This window comes from Caballeronia sp. S22 (assembly GCF_964261745.1).
Lineage (GTDB): Bacteria > Pseudomonadota > Gammaproteobacteria > Burkholderiales > Burkholderiaceae > Caballeronia > Caballeronia jiangsuensis.
The window spans coordinates 743,890-759,629 of record NZ_OZ180036.1; the positions used below are offsets into that span (position 1 = coordinate 743,890).

Below are 15,740 nucleotides of genomic sequence, written 5' to 3' on the forward strand. Positions count from 1 at the left end.
GTTCGATTGACTGGATGTATCGCGCCATGATCGTCGTTTTTCGCAATCGAAAAAATCAGCGATAATCGAAATCAAACTTCGGGTTTTTCGAAGTATTGGATCATTACCGGAACTGCGAGGACGCGCGACGCATGCTCAACTATCGACATTTGCATTACTACTGGGTCGTCGTGAAGGAAGGCGGGTTCGCACGCGCGGCGGAGCGGCTCGACATGGCCGTGCAGACCATCAGCGCGCAAGTGCGCGAGCTGGAAAAATCGCTCGGGCATCAACTGCTCAAACCGGCCGGACGCGGCGTCACCATGACCGAAGCGGGACAGGCTGCATTCGCGCGCGCCGAGGAAATCTTTCAGCTCGGGCAGATGATCCAGGATGAAGTGCGGGAAGCGGCGAGCGGTACGCTCGCGCGTCTCGCCGTCGGGCTGTCGGACGGCATCTCGAAGCTCGCCGCGCATGCGCTGCTTTCGCCGGTGCTCGCCAATCCCTCGCTGCGCTTGCTCTGTCACGAAGGCGAAACGGACGAACTGCTCGCCGAACTGGCGCTGCACCGGCTGGATCTGGTGCTCGCGAGCCATCCCGCGCCGCACAATCACAATCTGCGGCTTACGAGCGAGCGCCTCATCGCGTCGCCGGTCGATTGGTACGGGCCGGCTTCCATCGTGCGCAAGAGCGCGATCGATCATTTCCCGGAGAGTCTCGCCTCGTTGCCCATTCTTCTGCCGACTGGCCACTCGTCACTGCGCGCGCGGCTCGATCGCTGGCTGGAGGCGCAGGGCATCGCACCGCGCATCGTCGGCGAGTTTGAAGATAGTGCATTGATGGCGGTGTTCGGCGCGCGCGGCCTGGGCGTGTTTCCGCTCGCGGAATTCGGCGCGGGCGATGCGCCGCTGTTGCGCGGACTGCGCTGGCTCGGCCGCTCGCCCGACGTGAAGGAGGAAGTCCACGCGATCATTTCGCGGCGCGGGCGGCATCATCCGTTGACGCAGCAAGTGCTTGCGCGCGCGGGAACGTAACTTCGGTTTTTTCGAAGTTCCTGTTCCGTTCCTTCTGCTTTTTCGCAACGCGCTCGCGCCTTACGCTGATCCCATGTTCAACGAGGAGGCGTCAATGAAAGTCCTGTTCAAGTCCCGCGATCCCGAAGCCATTGCGATGCACGAACTCGCGAAGGCGCGCAGCGAATTCGTCTTTCGACGCTTAGCATGGCTGATCTCGAAGGCGACTGTCAGCTTGTCCGACATCAACGGGCCGCGCGGCGGCGTCGATAAGCGCTGTCAGGTGGAAGTGCAGTTGAATCGGGAAAACAAGGTCGTGGCGACGTCGATCGCGCGCGACTGGCGCGGAGCAATCGACCTCGCGCTCGCTCGCGCCGTGCGCTCGCTGGTGCGCCGGCGTCAGAACGCCAAGCCGACGCGCCGCGTCCGTGCACGCGGCTTTGCATGGGATCTCGCGCCGGAGCCGGCGCTACAGGAAGCGGTGGACCCGCGCGCGCGTCTCATGCGGAAGATGGCTGGCGCGTAAGCCGAACATCAGGCGGGCGTGCGAATCAGGATTTGCGTGCGCGGCGTGGCGCCGTAAGCCGCGCGCGGCGCTTCTCGTTCGATGGCCTCGAAACCGCCGTCCGGCACGGCGCTCATCGACATATACAAGGTCCGCATCTCGGTGCTCAGGCCGTGGAAATGGCACAGGAACGTGCTCGGGTCCGCGTAGTACCACGGCGTGTTGAGCTCCCTGAAACTCACGAGTTCGGGCGAGTCCATGTCGGGGCACAGGCCGTGCGCGATCAGTTGCTCCATAAAGACGAACTGGTCGCCCTGACTCGAGAACGTGTATTTGACGTCCTCGATCTCACGCACCTTCGCGAGCACGTCATCGAGTGCACGGGCGTTTTGTTCCGTGTTGCGAAAGCCCATCACGCCCGAGTTGAAACGCCAGCCGCAAATGTCCGCGGTCAGTACGCGCTCGCGTCCTTCGATGAACTTCTCGAGCTTCACCGTCTGATTCATCGCGATGATGTCCGCGTCCATCCAGAAGACCCAGTCGTGCTGCGGCAGATACTTCTGGAGCAGGAACGGCTTGGCCCAGTTGCCACAAGCGTCGCGCCCGAAGTCTGGCGGCACGTCGCGATGCACATACAGCGTATAGCCATGCCGCTCGCAATAGGCGCGCAGACTCCCTTCGCCGTAACGCGCATAGCTCGCGATGTTCGGCGTGTAGAGCATCACGACCGCGATGGAGCGCCCCGGCTGATACACGGAAAGCGGCTCGTTCGAATCGTTCGACAGCGGCGCCGCGCTGTCGAACACGCGCAGTTCGCCCGACGCGTGGCACGCGTTCAGATGACGTGCGAACATCGCGCGCCACAGCGGGCCGCACTTGCTGTAAAGACGCGGCGTATAGACGAGCGAAACGGCAATGACTTCCCTGCCGCGCAAATCCGGATGCTGGCTCGACCACATCGATGCGATCGGCACCACGCCGTTCAGATCATCCCAGTCGGGCACGGTCGGCAGATCGTCGAGCAAAGCTTCCTCGGTGACGAAATCGCCGTAATCGTAGTATTGGCGGCATCGCGCCGCGAATCCTCGCGCGATGCGCCGGTTCTCTTCAGTGTTTCTCAGCACGAACATTTCGGTGTTGACGCCGAAATGTCCTTTGGTCAGGAGCACGTCGCGGCCGGCCATGATCGGTTCGAAGTCGTGAAAGCGGACGAACAGCGCGTTTTCAGTCGCGAAGATGACCAGTTCACCCTCTTCGGTTTCCCGCAACATGTCGCTCACGAGCTGGAACTTGTAGAGCGTGCGCAACTCGATCGAATCGACGCAGCTCGACATTGCCTCGAAGCGATGCCTCACATTCATACGGCGACGATACTCATCGTGGTTGTCGCGCGATGACGTTGCGTTGCGATCGGAGAAATAGCTGACCAGAGTCACCATAGCGGTTTGACAATCGAAAAGATGGAAATCGGCGAAAAGCATGCAGACCGTCCGCCCGCATGAAGCGTCGGAGCATATCGGGCCTCGTCCGTGGATTTGTAAATTATTGATGCAGCCACGACGGTCGACGCTAGGAATCGGCCGATTTTGAGAAGTTTTTGCGGAAACGCAGAGGTGCCGCGTGGCGCGAAACCGGACTAGAAAGACGCGCAGGCCGTGTGCCGCACGCGCAGCGTCGATTCCTGCTCGAAGCGCGCGCGATAGTGTTCGCGAATTTCGCCGATGGCCTTGTCGCTCGCTGCGTCGTCGGGATGGGCGAGGCTCAGCACCCAGGTTGGTTCATGCACCATCGAGCCATCCGCCGCGCGCCATTGCCCGCTCGCGCGCCATGTGGTGAAGCCTTGCGGGAAGCGCGGCGTGACTTCAGTGCGCAGGAAGTCGTCGAATTCCGCGGGCGTGACGAAATCCACCGGCTTTGCGGTGCCGAAATAGACGAGGTCGTTCACGACGCGCTGCTCGCCCGTCGCGCACGTTTCGTGAATCAGCGTCGTACAGGACGAAAGAAGCGGCGCGAGCATCAGCAGCGCGATCGTTCCAAATCCCAGGCGCGACGCCTTCAACCCGATACCGCGACGCGCGGCTCGCGGCCCGTCAGGCGGCCGTCGAGTTCCGCCTTGCCGCATTCGATCGCGTAATTCGCGGCGGCCTGCGCCGTTGGAAACGCGCGAAGCGGTCCGATCGCGCGCCGCACGCCGCCGGGCCGCTCGATCAAGAGCGTCGCCGCGAATTGGCCGGACACGTGCCGGACGATGACCGAAAGCTCACAGCCTCGATATTCGATTGGAGTGGAGTCCATCACTGACCTCGCTTGCTCGATTTCACTGGAATGAAATCAATCTACGCAAGCTGGACGAAAGACGTAACCCCGCGTGTGAGTGGCTGCGAACGTAGGCCGAGCGATTGTCCGTCGCGGCAAGCGCGCAAACGTTTGACTCCGGCCTCGGCGTAAATAGGAATGACTCAGATTTCTGCGTGAATCTTCTTATGTCTGTATCCTGCTCGAACAGGCCCATATGAAAGATGCCGGACTTGCGAATCCGACTTCGCCGATGACACCCTCCAGGAAAGCTCGACCTTGCCGAACCACCGCGTGGATGATCGCCTGCGCGGCACTCGCCATCGCGACAAAAGCGGCGCACGCCCAGGAATTTTCCTTCCTCGCCGGCCCGCTCAAAAGCAGCAGCCAGAACACCTATTCCTGGGAAGCCAACTATCGCGAAGGACTCGGGCGCTATGCCGCCTGGAGTTTTTCGTGGCTGAACGAAGGCCATATCCCCGATCATCATCGTGACGGGCAGTCCGTGCAGATCTGGGGACGCCTGCCGCTCTGGAACGACCGGCTGGAATTGTCGGCGGGCGCAGGTCCGTATCGCTATTTCGATACCAGCCAGGCGCAGGCCGGCGGCGAATATTCGAACACGCACGGCTGGGGCGGCATGTTCACGCTGCGCGCCGCGTATTACTTCGATAACCGCTGGATCGCGGAGATGAAGCTCAATCGCGTGCAGGCGTTCGGCGGCCCAGACACGACCGCGCTGCTCTTCGGCATCGGCTATCAGCTCGACGCGCCCGAAGGACGCGGATCGCGCGCGCGCCCCGTGCCGCGCACGACGAACGTCACGAACAACGAAGTCACCGTGATGCTCGGCACGACAATCCTGAACAGCCTCGACTCTGAAACGAATCTGGCGGAAAGCATCGAATATCGGCGCGGACTGTGGCATTACATCGATTTCACCGCATCGTATCTGCATGAAGGCGGGCATGTGCAGTCGCGTCGCGATGGCCTCGCCGCTCAGATTTGGGCGACACGCGCGTTCTTCGACGACAAACTCACGCTCGGCGTCGGCGCGGGACCGTATCTGTCGATCACGCAAAACGACGATCTCCCGCAAAACCGTACCGGCGATGGCCGCTTCTCGGGCCTTGTTTCGGTATCGGCGAGTTACCGGCTCACGAATCGATGGCTCGCGCGCGTGACGTGGAACCGCATGGTCACGCGTTATGACCGCGATGCGGACATCATCGAGGCGGGTTTCGGCGTGCGTTTTTAGCCTAGAACAGCTCTTTCTGGCCTGACATCAGCGCGGTGAAGTCGTCGCGCAGGAACGGCAGGATGCCGTCCGCGACCGGCTGAAGCTGCTTGCTCACGTAGTGCTCGTAATCGATCGGCGCGTGCCGCGCTTCCACCGGTTCGGGACCGGCCGTCGTCATCACATAGCTGATCCAGCCGCCGTTCTGATATTGCAGCGGGCGGCCAGCCCGCGCGTTGTATTCATCGGCGATGCGCGCGGCGCGCACGTGCGGCGGCACGTTGCGCTGATAGTCGCCGAGCGTGCGCCGCAGCCGCTTGCGATACACGAGCAGTTCGTCGAGTTCACCGCGCCGCGTGCTGCCGACGTAATCGCGCACATACGCCTCATACGTCTCGCCCTTGAAGACGCGCATATAGAGCTCGCGCTGGAAGCGCTGGGCGAGCGGCGTCCAGTCCGTGCGCACCGTTTCGAGCCCCTTGTAGATGATTTCCTCGCTGCCGTCCGCGCGCGTCGTCAGTCCTGCGTAACGTTTCTTGCTGCCCTCTTCCGTGCCGCGAATCGTCGGCATCAGGAAGCGTTTGAAATGCGTTTCGAATTGCAGTTCGAGTGCGCTGTCGAGTTTGAACGTCTCGCGCAGATGCTCGCGCCAGTATTCGTTCACATGCGCGACGAGCGCGCGTCCGATGCGCGAAGCGTCTTCTTCATCGCGCGCGCGCCGCAGCCACACGAAGGTCGAATCGGTGTCGCCGTAGATCACGCTGTATCCGCGCGCTTCGATCAGCTCGCGCGTGCGATGCATGATTTCATGACCGCGCATCGTGATCGACGACGCGAGACGCGGATCGAAGAAGCGACAGCCGCTCGATCCCAGCACGCCGTAGAACGAGTTCATGATGATCTTCAGTGCCTGCGACAGCGGCTTGTTGTGCTGGCGCTTCGCCGCCTCGCGTCCTTCCCACACTTGCGCGACGATCGCGGGCAGGCAGTGCGTGTCGCGTGAAAAGCGGGCGCCGCGAAACCCCGGCACGGTTTGGGCATCGTCCGACGTGGCCATGCCTTGCGCGAGCCCGGCCGGATCGATCAGAAACGTACGGATGATCGACGGATACAGGCTCTTGTAGTCGAGCACCAGCACGGAATCGTAGAGGCCGGGGCGCGAGTCCATCACGAAGCCGCCGGGGCTCGCTTCCTCGGGCACGTCGCCGAGATTCGGCGCGACATAGCCGAGCCGATGCATCCGCGGCATATAAAGATGCGTGAACGCCGCAACCGATCCGCCGCTGCGATCGGCCTGCAATCCGGTGACGGTCGCACGTTCGAGCAGAAACGACAGCAGTTCGGTCTTCTCGAAGACTTTCGTGACGAGTTCGCAGTCGTTCAGGTTGTAACGGGCGAGCGCGGGCTTGTCTTCCTGAAAACGCCGCTCGATCTCGTCCATGCGCGCATAGGGACTGTCGATCGCCTTGCCTTCGCCCAGCAGCGACTGCGCGACGTATTCCAGGCTGAACGACGGAAAGTTCCACGTCGCGGAGCGCAGCGCCTCGATGCCGTCGATCACGAGCCTTCCTGCGATCGAGATGAAGAAGTGATTGCGCTTCATGCCATGCTCGCGCCATTCGACCGCGCTGCCGTCGCGGCCGAGCGTGAGGGGCACGCCGTAGTCGTCGGCGTGTCGCTGGAGGATGCGCAGGTCGAACTGCACGACATTCCAGCCGATGATCGCGTCCGGATCGTAGTGCGCGATCCACGCGTTGAAACGACGCAGCATGTCGGCGCGGCTTTCGCAATAATCGAGCGCGAAACCGGTCTGCTCTTCTGCGCCATTCGGCGAACCGAGCATATAGACCTGACGCGCGCCGCAGCCTTCGAGCGCGATCGAATAGAGATCGCCTTTCGCGCTCGTTTCGATATCGAGCGACACGACTTTCAGCGATGGCCGGTAATCCGGCGCGGGCTTCAGTTCGCTGGAAATGTAACCGTCGCCCGCGACGCCATCGAACGACACCGGCGCCGTGATGAAGCGCTCCATCAGATAGCGCTCATGCGGACGGATATCGGCTTCGAAGACATCGACGCCCGCGCTTCGCAGGTTCTTTTCGAGCGCGAGCAACTGGCGATATTGCGGGCAATAGAGGCCGAGCACGGGCTTCTGGCGAAAATCCCTGAGCGGCAGCTCGCGCAGATACGCGTCCCGCACGCCGGCGACGATCGGCTCGGCCTTCGCGCGATCTTCCGCGCGAACGAACGCGACGCTCGTCTGCAACGCGATGCGGATTTTTTTCGGGCCGTCGTCGGTGGCGAGCCAGAAATCGACTTCCGTCCCGGCCGCGGTGTCGCGCCAGTGACGAGTCAGCAGAAAACCCTGTTGTGCGGAAGCCAAGCCGATATCTTCGAGAGCGCGTGCCATCGAAGCATTTTACTTGGGCGGAAAACAAAAGAGCCCGGCACATCGAGATGCGCCGGGCTCGGGAATTCGGGAAAAGAAAAAAGTAAAACACGGTAGCGGCAAGCCGGTCATCCACCATCCTCGCGGACAGTCCCCGGAGGATGGCCGGCGGCCGCTACCGCCTAAGCAGCCTGTGCGACCAGGCTTGCCCGTTGCGGCTGCAACGCCGCTACGTTACCGAGTGCCGTGTGCTCCGCATGCTCCGGCACTTCGTTCTTCGACATCACTACCTCCAGCGCGGCTTCTTGACTGGCCTGTCGGGCGGCCGCCGCTTTCTTGGTCTTCCCCGCGCGTGACGGCGGCTGGCAGGCCCCGCACACCACGTTGTTCTGCAAATCATGCTTGTGTGCGACGAACTTCCCGGTGCAGCGGCAGCAAGGTGTCATCTGCAGCATGCCCGCGTCGAAGAAGCGCACAAGAGTCCAGGCCCGCGTAAGGTCGAGTACCGCCTCGGCACCGCTATGGTTACAGTGCTCGAGGTACAGCCGATACCCTTTGGTCAACGCATCGAGATGCGAACAGCCAGCTTCGTTCTTCAGGAACGTATAGGTGTTATAGAAAAGCGATGCGTGGATATTGGCGAGCCACGTCATGTACCAGTCGGCCGAGAACGGCAGCATGCCCTTGGGCGGCGATACGCCCTTCACTTCGCGATAGAGGCGGATCATGCGATCGCGCGAGAGCGTGAGTTCGCTCTCCAGCACTTGCATGCGCGCGCCGAGCTCGATCAGCGCGATGGCGCGGAACACTTCCTGGGCGTCTTCGGTGAGGCTCTTCTTCAGCATGGCTCGCTCCGTCATCACTTAAGCGAACTGTTCGGCCGGCTGGCCAGCCAGCAGGATTGCCGCGTGCGTCGGCGCGATGTCCGCGTTCTTCGCGGGTTGCGTCAAGGCCGACAGCATCGTGTGGTCGTTGAAGCGGAATGCGCAAAGCAGGTTATCCGACGACGCGAGCTTGACGACCTGAGCGAGCGTGAGGCCCGACAGCAGATCGGCGAGTTCCGCCGACAGACCGAGCCGGAACATGCCGATGGCCCGGTCCTCGCGCAACAGACGCTGCGCGAGCATGATGTAAGACAAGTTGATTTCCCGGATCGATTCCAGCGTTTCGCGACCGTTCATGGTTGCAACTTCCAGTAAATCCCCGAATTTCCCGCCGGCTTTTTGCCGATATCTTTTTTGTGCCTCACCGGACTCGTTCTGCCCGGCTACGTCCTGCGTAATCTTTGTTTCAGTGCGTTACATCTTGTAACAACCACTGTGAGACGGATTCTAAGTACGGTCTGAATCTAAAGCAAGGGTGTCTCAATAATATTTTGTTGCAAACAACACTTTCGATCGGTAATTTTTTCGGTCTGGCAATTTCAGCCGAATTTACCGCGCACGGTCTATTCTTCTTATGTTTATGGCGCTTAATCGGGGCGGCTTGGTTTTAGTCGGAATAATTACCTGCCGCCAGCAATAACGGGGGATTGCGGGAATCGGTTGACGTCCGTGACAGCTATTTTTGGGATTATTCCTCTGATGAAAAACCCGAAAAATAACCATCAAAACAATCTTTACCGATCCCTCCACGACTGAGTAATAGTTACCTATACCTTGTTACGTTGATGTTACGGCCGGTGTTACCCGGTTTTGTAACGTCGCTTGTTACCGTTGCGGGACACCTTTACTCCACGCGTCCCAATGTGTAACAACCTCCTGCACCAGAGGATTACCGGTCCGGTACAGATTTTCGACGGCCGGCGCAAAGCCGCCCTGCTCCGCGTAATTGAGCAGATTGTCGACGGCCGGCTGGCCCTTGTAGGGGCGATCGAAATCGGAACCGGCGCGCAGCACGGCCACGCGCGACAAATCCACCCGCTGCACGCTCGCCGCACGCTTGAGCGCCTCGTAGGTCGCGTTGTCCTCCTGTTGCGTCGTGCAGTACACGCCGCGCCCGTCGGTCAGAAGCCGCGTCCATGCGCGCGCCCGCTCGCCGATGTATTTGCCCGACCACCACGTATCGCCCGCGAGCGTGTCGCACTGGATCACGCGTGGCGGCCGGTTCGCCGGCGCGTAGTTGAATTTTTTGCGCGCGGCTTTGGCCTGGTCGCTGTCGGAGAGCGCGACGTTGCGCGAGATCGCGTAGGCCGTGTCGGCGAGCGTCGCGTTGAGCGCGAAGACTTCCGTGCGATAGTCGGGCGCCGGCTTGTCGTTCGGCCCCTTCGTGTTGATGCCGATGAATCCGTTCGGCCAGCGGGCCGGCTTCTCGCGCGCGTCGAGTTCCCATTGCGGGCCGAAATCGACGAGATACTTGGCCCACGCCGCCGAGCCGACCGTGCCCTGCGCCGGATCGATGCCCGCGATGCCCGCGATCAGAAAGTACGTGTTGCGCAAGTCGAAGCGGTCGGAGAACGCGAGCGCCATCATCGACGCGGCCGCGTTGGTGTGGCCCATGCCGGTCGTGACGACGCACACATCGTCGCGATTGCAATGTACGTCGGCGTAGTCCGGCGACAGTCCGGCCACCTTGATCGCGTCCCACGGGCCGAGCTTGTCGAGCCACACTTTGCCTTCGGGCGCGAACATCGTGACGATCATGACCTTGACCGCGCGCACGCTGCTCGCGCTATCGGACGCGCGCGGCGCGGATGCGCACCCCGCGAGGCCCGATGCACCGGCGGCGATCGTCATGGCGACGACCGCGCGCCCCAGTCTGTTCGATGTTTTTTTCGATTCCGATGCGGCGACTCTCATGGCAGGCGTGATCCTCGTAAAAGTTCGACCTTCGAAAAAAATCGCGCCCGTCAGAGGGCGCGATTCAGGGCCGAACGATTATAGGATCAGGTGCCGCTTTGCGAGGTCCGCGGCGGCGGCGCATTCGACGCGACGTTCGCCGAGCCCGCCGCCTCGCTCGTCGGATGCTGCGCGGCCTTCGAAGGCTCGCCGCGCTGATCCGCGCCCGCTTCTTCCGCATCCTGAACGCCTTCCGGAGTGCCTTCCGCATTCCCGCCGTTGACGATCACGAAGTTGCGCTGCGGATTCGCGATCTCGATGCCGCGCGCCGTGAACTCGTTGAGAATGCGCCGGTTGAACTCGCGCTGCACCGGCCAGCGCGCGCTGTCGCGGCACTGGATCTGGCCGGCGAGCGTGACGGTCGAACCGTCGACGGCATCGACGCCCCAGAAGCTGAAGTCGGAGAGAATGCCGTCGCGGAAGGCTTCGTCCTCGCGCAGCGCCGCGCCGATTTCCTTCAGCGTGGAGATCGCGCGATCGACATCCTGGCCCAGCGCGATCGATACGCGCACGGCTGCATTGCCGATGCCGCGATTCGTGTTGTTCACCGTCGATACCGAGCTGAACGGCACCGTGTAGAGCGAGCCGTCGCCGCCGCGCATGCGCACCGTGCGGATCGACAGATACTCGACCGTGCCCGATACACCCGCGAGCGTCACCCAGTCGCCGACTTGCATCGCGTTTTCCATCAGCAGGAAGATGCCGGTGATGAGATCCTGCACGAGCTTTTGCGAGCCGAAGCCGAGCGCCACGCCGAAGATGCTCGCGCTCGCGAGCAGCGGCGCCGTGTTCACGCCGATCTCGGAGAGGCCAGTCAAAACGACGACCATCGCGATCACGATGAAGAGGCCGGAGCGCATCATCGGCAGCAGCGTGCGCAGGCGCGCGGCCCGCAGACGCTCGCCGCTCGCGGTCCATTGTTCGAGCCGCTGCTCGACGACGATGTTCGCCGCCTCCCACACCAGCACGGCGAACACGGCCGCGACCACGATCGTGAGAAGCGCCGACGCGAGCCGGTTGCCGACGCCGCCCGAAGTGAAGAAATGCAGGATGTTCACGTGCCACACTTCGAGGAGCGCGACCACCGTGACGACCGAAATCAGCGCCTGCACGATACGCCGCAACGCCGGGTAGTAGCGATAGGCGCGGCGGCGCACGATCGAATCGGTCGTGAGATCGTCCTCGTCGCCGTGATGAAAAACGCGGCCGAGCGCGCCGAACGCGACGATCGCCAGCACACGCGCGCCGACCAGCACGAGCAACGACACGCCGCCCAGATGAAACAGCGTTCGATAGCCGTTCTGCACGTCGAGCGCCCACACGAACCACAGCGCGATCACGAAGAAGATCGCGACGCCCGCCCATACATCGGCGACCCAGTTGCCGAAGAGCCTCACCGAACGATTCGTCCGCGCCTGCTCGCGGATACGCTCGGCCACCGACGTGCGGCTCTGGAAGATCACGAACGCGATCATCAGATGCACGATCAGCAGAACGATCTTCAGGATCGCGATGCGCGCATCGCCGGACAGACCGAGCGGCTCGGCGGCATTGGCGAGCGCAATACCGGCGCCCGCGGTGCATACGATGCGCTGCACCCAGCGATGCAGATAGATCGCATAGAAATCGCGAATCTGGATGAGGCGCAGCCCGGGCGCACGCGGCGCGATGAAAAATCCGCTCACGATCACGATCGCGCGGCAGACCAGATAGACGTCGATGAGCGATCCCGCGACGCGCGCTTCGGGCGTGTTGTCGTCGATGAAGATCGACATGAGCAACGTGACGACACCGATGAAGACGACGAGCGGAACCAGCGAAAGAAAGCCGTACAGAAGCGCGCTCGGCAGACGCTGCAACAGCGTCCAGTGACGCGCGGCGTGACGCTGGCCGCGCGCCGTATCGGCCTTGCGCTCGGCGAGATGCATGGCGGTCTCGTCGCCGCTGCGCGCCGCGGCATCTTCCGCACGCTCGGCCGCGCGCTGTTCGCGCACGAGGTCGGGATCCTGCTCCTCGGCATCGGCGACGCCGCGTGCCGCGATCCGCGCGCGCGGTCGCTTCAGCAGGCGCAGGCACAGGAATTCGAGCAATAGCGCGGGAACGAGCGACGCCAGCACGGTCCACACGACATGGCCGACGAGCGCACGCGCATCCGCGCTCGAGGTCCGGTCGCGCCACCACGAAACGACGGAGCCGAAATCGAGCAGCGCCACGGTCGAATGCCGCAGGCCCGCGCCGATCTGCACGAGCCAGTGCCCTGCCTGCCGCGACAGTTGCGATGCGAGCCCGTTCGCGGTCAGCGAATGGGCCAGCACGCTCGATGCGCCCGATGCCGGCGCCGCGGCCGCCGCCGATGCGGACTGCGGCGCGCTTGCGGGCGCGGCCAGCGCGCCTGCCGCAGCGATGGCGCGCAGCGTATCAGCAACCTGCGAGCGGCGCGCGGGATCGTTGAGCACCGAGAGCGCATCGCGCGCCTGCTGGGGCGTCAGCGCGACGCCCGCTTGCGACGCGTGCTGCGCGGAATCGGCAGCGGCGAAGGATGATTGGGAAAAGATCGGAAGAACGCTCGACACGACGACGAGCAGTACTGCTAGGAGCAATTTGCGCATGGGTCGGATGAAGATCACGAAATGTCAGGGACTCGATGCGGACGACGCGCACCACGTATGTTAACGCGGTGCCGTCGATACGGCAGAAGCGGTCCTGAGCGACCCTTTTTTCGGTAGCACGCGGCGCTCCTGCCCCGTCGTGCCCCTTGTGCCCTTCGTGACCTTACAACGCCGCCGGCTCGCCGCGATCGCGTGCGATATCGGGTTCGAAGAACACCCAGCGCACTTGCGGAAATGCATGTTGCAGATCGTCCTCGATGATGTTGATCGCATCGATCATCGCGCGGCCGCTCGCGTAGTCGATCATCTCGGCCTGCACCGCGACGACGACATGCTTGCCCCATTGCAGCGTGATGAGGCTGATGATGCGCGTGATCTCGGGACGCGCGCGCAAGTGCGCGTCGATCGCCTTGCGCACTTCCGGGCTCGCGGATTCGCCGACGATCATCGACTTCACTTCGCGCGCGACGAGAAACGCGATGATCATCAGCAGCACGCCGACGCCGATGGAACCGGCGGCGTCGTAGGCCGGATTGCCGGTGAGCATTGTCATGAGCACGGCGGCGAACGCGATGGCGAGGCCGAGCAGCGCCGCGACATCCTCGCCCGCTACAACGAGCAGTTCCGATTCGCGCGTCTCGCGGAACCATCTCCATAAGGTCTTGTCGGGCGCGCCCCTGCGGATTTCGCGTATCGCGCCCGCGAGCGAGAACGCTTCGAGCACGACCGAGATGCCGAGAATCACGAGCGCGACGATCGGATTCGACAACGGCTCGTGATGCATCAGCCGATGCGCGCCCTCGTACACCGAAAATACGCCGCCGACGAAGAACAGCAGCAGCGCGACGATCAGCGCGTAGAAATAGATCTCGCGCCCCGAGCCCAGCGGATGCAGCGCATTCGCGGGCGCCTGCGCGCGCTTCAGGCCGAAGAGAAGCAGCAACTGATTGCCGCAATCGGCGGTGGAATGGATGGCTTCGGCGAACATCGCGCCGGAGCCGGTAAAGGCCGCCGCGCCGAACTTGCAGACGGCGATGCCGAAGTTCGCGGCAAGCGCGTAGAAAATGGCTTTCGGGGATTCTTCCTTCATGCGTTCTTTTTTATTGGTTCAGATCACGTCGACGCGGCCCGCGCCGTCCACCATTTCACCGATGACCGTTGCATCGTCGAAGCCGTCCGCGCGGAAAATCGCGAGCACGTCGTTCACCGCGTCCGGCGCGCACGACACGAGCAGGCCGCCCGAGGTCTGCGGATCGGTGAGCAAGGTGCGGGCCTCATCGCCTTCGATGTTCAACGTGATTTCACCGCCGTATGCGTTCCAGTTGCGGCCCGACGCGCCCGTGAAAATGCCCGCGCGCACGAACTCGCGCACCTGCGGCAACCACGGCAGGTCGGCGTAACGGATGCGCGCCGTGAGCTTCGCGCCGCGTGCGAGTTCGAGCGTGTGACCGAGCAGGCCGAAGCCGGTGACGTCGGTGAGCGCATGGACGCCGTCGAGTTGCGCGAGATCGGCGCCGGGACGGTTGAGCTTGGTCGTCGCGTCGATCATCGCCTTGTAGCCGGCGGCATCGAGCTTGTCTTTCTTCAGCGCGGCCGACAGCACGCCGACGCCGAGCGGCTTGCCGAGCACGAGGACGTCGGCCGCGCGCGCGGCCGCGTTGCGCTTCACGCGCGACGGATGCACGATGCCGAGCGCGGCGAGTCCGTAGATCGGCTCGACGGAATCGATCGAATGGCCGCCCGCGACCGGAATGCCCGCTTCCGCGCAGACCGCTTCGCCGCCTTTCAGCACTTGCGCGATGACTTCATGCGGCAACACGTTGATCGGCATGCCGACGAGCGCGAGCGCGAGAATCGGCTTGCCGCCCATCGCGTAGACATCGGAGAGCGCGTTGGTCGCGGCAATGCGGCCGAAGTCGAACGGATCGTCGACGATCGGCATGAAGAAGTCCGTCGTCGCGACGATCGCCTGCTCGTCGTTGAGCTTGTAGACGGCGGCATCGTCGGCGGTGTCGTTGCCGACGAGCAGGTTGGGAAACGCCGGCAGCGGCGTGGCGCGTTTGAGCAGGTCGGCCAGCACGCCGGGCGCGATCTTGCAGCCGCAGCCGCCGCCGTGGGAAAGGCTCGTGAGACGGGGTGAAGTTGTATCGTTCATCGTTCGGATCTCGGATCAGGTCAAGCAATGAACCGCATTATTACGCGACGCGCTTGTAGAGTCCGGGATAGTCGAGCACGAGGCCGCTTTCGTCGACGGTGATATCGGCCGTGAAGCCCGTGTCGAGCCCTTCGTAACGATAGCGATGATTCGGCTCGAGGCACGTGTACGCCTGCTCGACCGCGCTCACGCTCAACTCCGGCACGCGCACGTAGACGACGCGGATCACGCGGCGCTCGCCGCGCGCGAGTTGCAGACGACGAATCGGCAGCGTATTGGTGAACGGTGTCGCGGTGATGTCCACGTCGATGCAGCCGTGAAGCAGCTCTTGCGCCTCGCCGTTTGCGTCGGTCCACACATGCGCGTCACCGTTGTTGCCGTCTCTGCGATGCAGATCGAGCGCTGCGCCGCCCGCGAGCTTCAGTGCGAGACGCGTAACCTGCCAGCGCGCATCGCATTCGATGCGATAGACGAGGCCGAAGGCATGCGTCTCGTCCTCGCCCACGACGGCGCTCTCGATCACGATGCCATCCTGCGCCTCGTTCAGAACGAGATGCTCGAGCCCTGTGCCGTCCTGTTGCGACCACCGCGCTGCTTTCATCGCGTACCTCTTCGGTGTGTTGTGTTCGTCCCCATCGAAGGATACAACGCGCCGCGCAATGCTTTCGATCAGCATTCGAAATGCGCGATACGCTCGACGTCACAAAACTTCACACGGTAT

At 63.0% G+C, this 15,740-nt stretch carries 14 protein-coding genes; 3 read left to right on the forward strand and 11 right to left on the reverse strand.

The genetic code is table 11. The annotated features are described in order from the left end of the window. Nucleotides 1–131: 131 nt before the first annotated feature. Both ACEN42_RS18580 and ACEN42_RS18585 read left to right on the forward strand, forming a co-directional pair. Nucleotides 132–1,013, forward strand: coding sequence for a LysR substrate-binding domain-containing protein (locus ACEN42_RS18580; protein WP_371882105.1), 882 nt, complete (start codon nucleotides 132–134; stop codon nucleotides 1,011–1,013). A 94-nt stretch (nucleotides 1,014–1,107) separates the two neighbouring features. Then, entirely contained in the window at nucleotides 1,108–1,518 is a 411-nt protein-coding gene (locus tag ACEN42_RS18585) for an HPF/RaiA family ribosome-associated protein (protein ID WP_238291804.1), read from the forward strand. A gap of 8 nt (nucleotides 1,519–1,526) precedes the next feature. On the opposite strand, the gene ACEN42_RS18590 is transcribed toward ACEN42_RS18585, so the two are convergent. The 3 genes from ACEN42_RS18590 to ACEN42_RS18600 all read right to left on the reverse strand — a co-directional run bounded on the left by ACEN42_RS18590 (nucleotide 1,527) and on the right by ACEN42_RS18600 (nucleotide 3,792). Then, a complete protein-coding gene (locus ACEN42_RS18590) occupies nucleotides 1,527–2,831 on the reverse strand; it encodes a hypothetical protein (protein ID WP_371882106.1) in 1,305 nt (434 codons plus the stop codon). A 302-nt stretch (nucleotides 2,832–3,133) separates the two neighbouring features. Continuing rightward, on the reverse strand, nucleotides 3,134–3,556 hold the full coding sequence (locus tag ACEN42_RS18595) for a DUF3574 domain-containing protein (protein WP_238213946.1): 423 nt from the start codon (nucleotides 3,554–3,556) through the stop codon (nucleotides 3,134–3,136). Continuing rightward, on the reverse strand, nucleotides 3,553–3,792 hold the full coding sequence (locus ACEN42_RS18600) for a hypothetical protein (protein WP_371882107.1): 240 nt from the start codon (nucleotides 3,790–3,792) through the stop codon (nucleotides 3,553–3,555). Before ACEN42_RS18600 ends, ACEN42_RS18595 begins: the two co-directional genes overlap by 4 nt. A gap of 298 nt (nucleotides 3,793–4,090) precedes the next feature. Here ACEN42_RS18600 and ACEN42_RS18605 point away from each other — a divergent pair, with 298 nt between their 5' ends. Next, nucleotides 4,091–5,050: a hypothetical protein gene (locus tag ACEN42_RS18605; RefSeq protein ID WP_371882108.1), complete on the forward strand. Its 960-nt coding sequence runs from the start codon at nucleotides 4,091–4,093 to the stop codon at nucleotides 5,048–5,050. Between the two features lies 1 nt (nucleotide 5,051). Here the strand turns inward: ACEN42_RS18605 and ACEN42_RS18610 are convergent, their stop codons facing one another. The 8 genes from ACEN42_RS18610 to ACEN42_RS18645 all read right to left on the reverse strand — a co-directional run bounded on the left by ACEN42_RS18610 (nucleotide 5,052) and on the right by ACEN42_RS18645 (nucleotide 15,620). Continuing rightward, nucleotides 5,052–7,439, reverse strand: a complete 2,388-nt coding sequence (locus ACEN42_RS18610) for a DNA polymerase II (RefSeq protein ID WP_371882109.1) — start codon at nucleotides 7,437–7,439, stop codon at nucleotides 5,052–5,054. Nucleotides 7,440–7,600: 161 nt separating this feature from the next. After that, the gene (flhC, locus tag ACEN42_RS18615) at nucleotides 7,601–8,263 is read right to left on the reverse strand and encodes a flagellar transcriptional regulator FlhC (protein ID WP_035501929.1); all 663 of its coding nucleotides are present in this window, start codon (nucleotides 8,261–8,263) and stop codon (nucleotides 7,601–7,603) included. An 18-nt stretch (nucleotides 8,264–8,281) separates the two neighbouring features. After that, a complete protein-coding gene (gene flhD, locus ACEN42_RS18620; RefSeq protein WP_014250878.1) occupies nucleotides 8,282–8,599 on the reverse strand; it encodes a flagellar transcriptional regulator FlhD in 318 nt (105 codons plus the stop codon). Nucleotides 8,600–9,127: 528 nt separating this feature from the next. Next, nucleotides 9,128–10,153: a purine nucleoside permease gene (locus tag ACEN42_RS18625; protein ID WP_371882253.1), complete on the reverse strand. Its 1,026-nt coding sequence runs from the start codon at nucleotides 10,151–10,153 to the stop codon at nucleotides 9,128–9,130. A 149-nt stretch (nucleotides 10,154–10,302) separates the two neighbouring features. Beyond that, on the reverse strand, nucleotides 10,303–12,864 hold the full coding sequence (locus tag ACEN42_RS18630; RefSeq protein WP_371882110.1) for a mechanosensitive ion channel domain-containing protein: 2,562 nt from the start codon (nucleotides 12,862–12,864) through the stop codon (nucleotides 10,303–10,305). A gap of 163 nt (nucleotides 12,865–13,027) precedes the next feature. Continuing rightward, on the reverse strand, nucleotides 13,028–13,954 hold the full coding sequence (locus tag ACEN42_RS18635) for a cation diffusion facilitator family transporter (RefSeq protein ID WP_371882111.1): 927 nt from the start codon (nucleotides 13,952–13,954) through the stop codon (nucleotides 13,028–13,030). An 18-nt stretch (nucleotides 13,955–13,972) separates the two neighbouring features. Continuing rightward, nucleotides 13,973–15,019: a selenide, water dikinase SelD gene (gene selD / locus ACEN42_RS18640; protein WP_371882112.1), complete on the reverse strand. Its 1,047-nt coding sequence runs from the start codon at nucleotides 15,017–15,019 to the stop codon at nucleotides 13,973–13,975. 40 nt (nucleotides 15,020–15,059) lie between these two features. Continuing rightward, complete coding sequence (locus ACEN42_RS18645) at nucleotides 15,060–15,620, reverse strand: putative glycolipid-binding domain-containing protein (RefSeq protein WP_371882113.1); 561 nt, start codon at nucleotides 15,618–15,620, stop codon at nucleotides 15,060–15,062. Nucleotides 15,621–15,740: the final 120 nt, after the last annotated feature.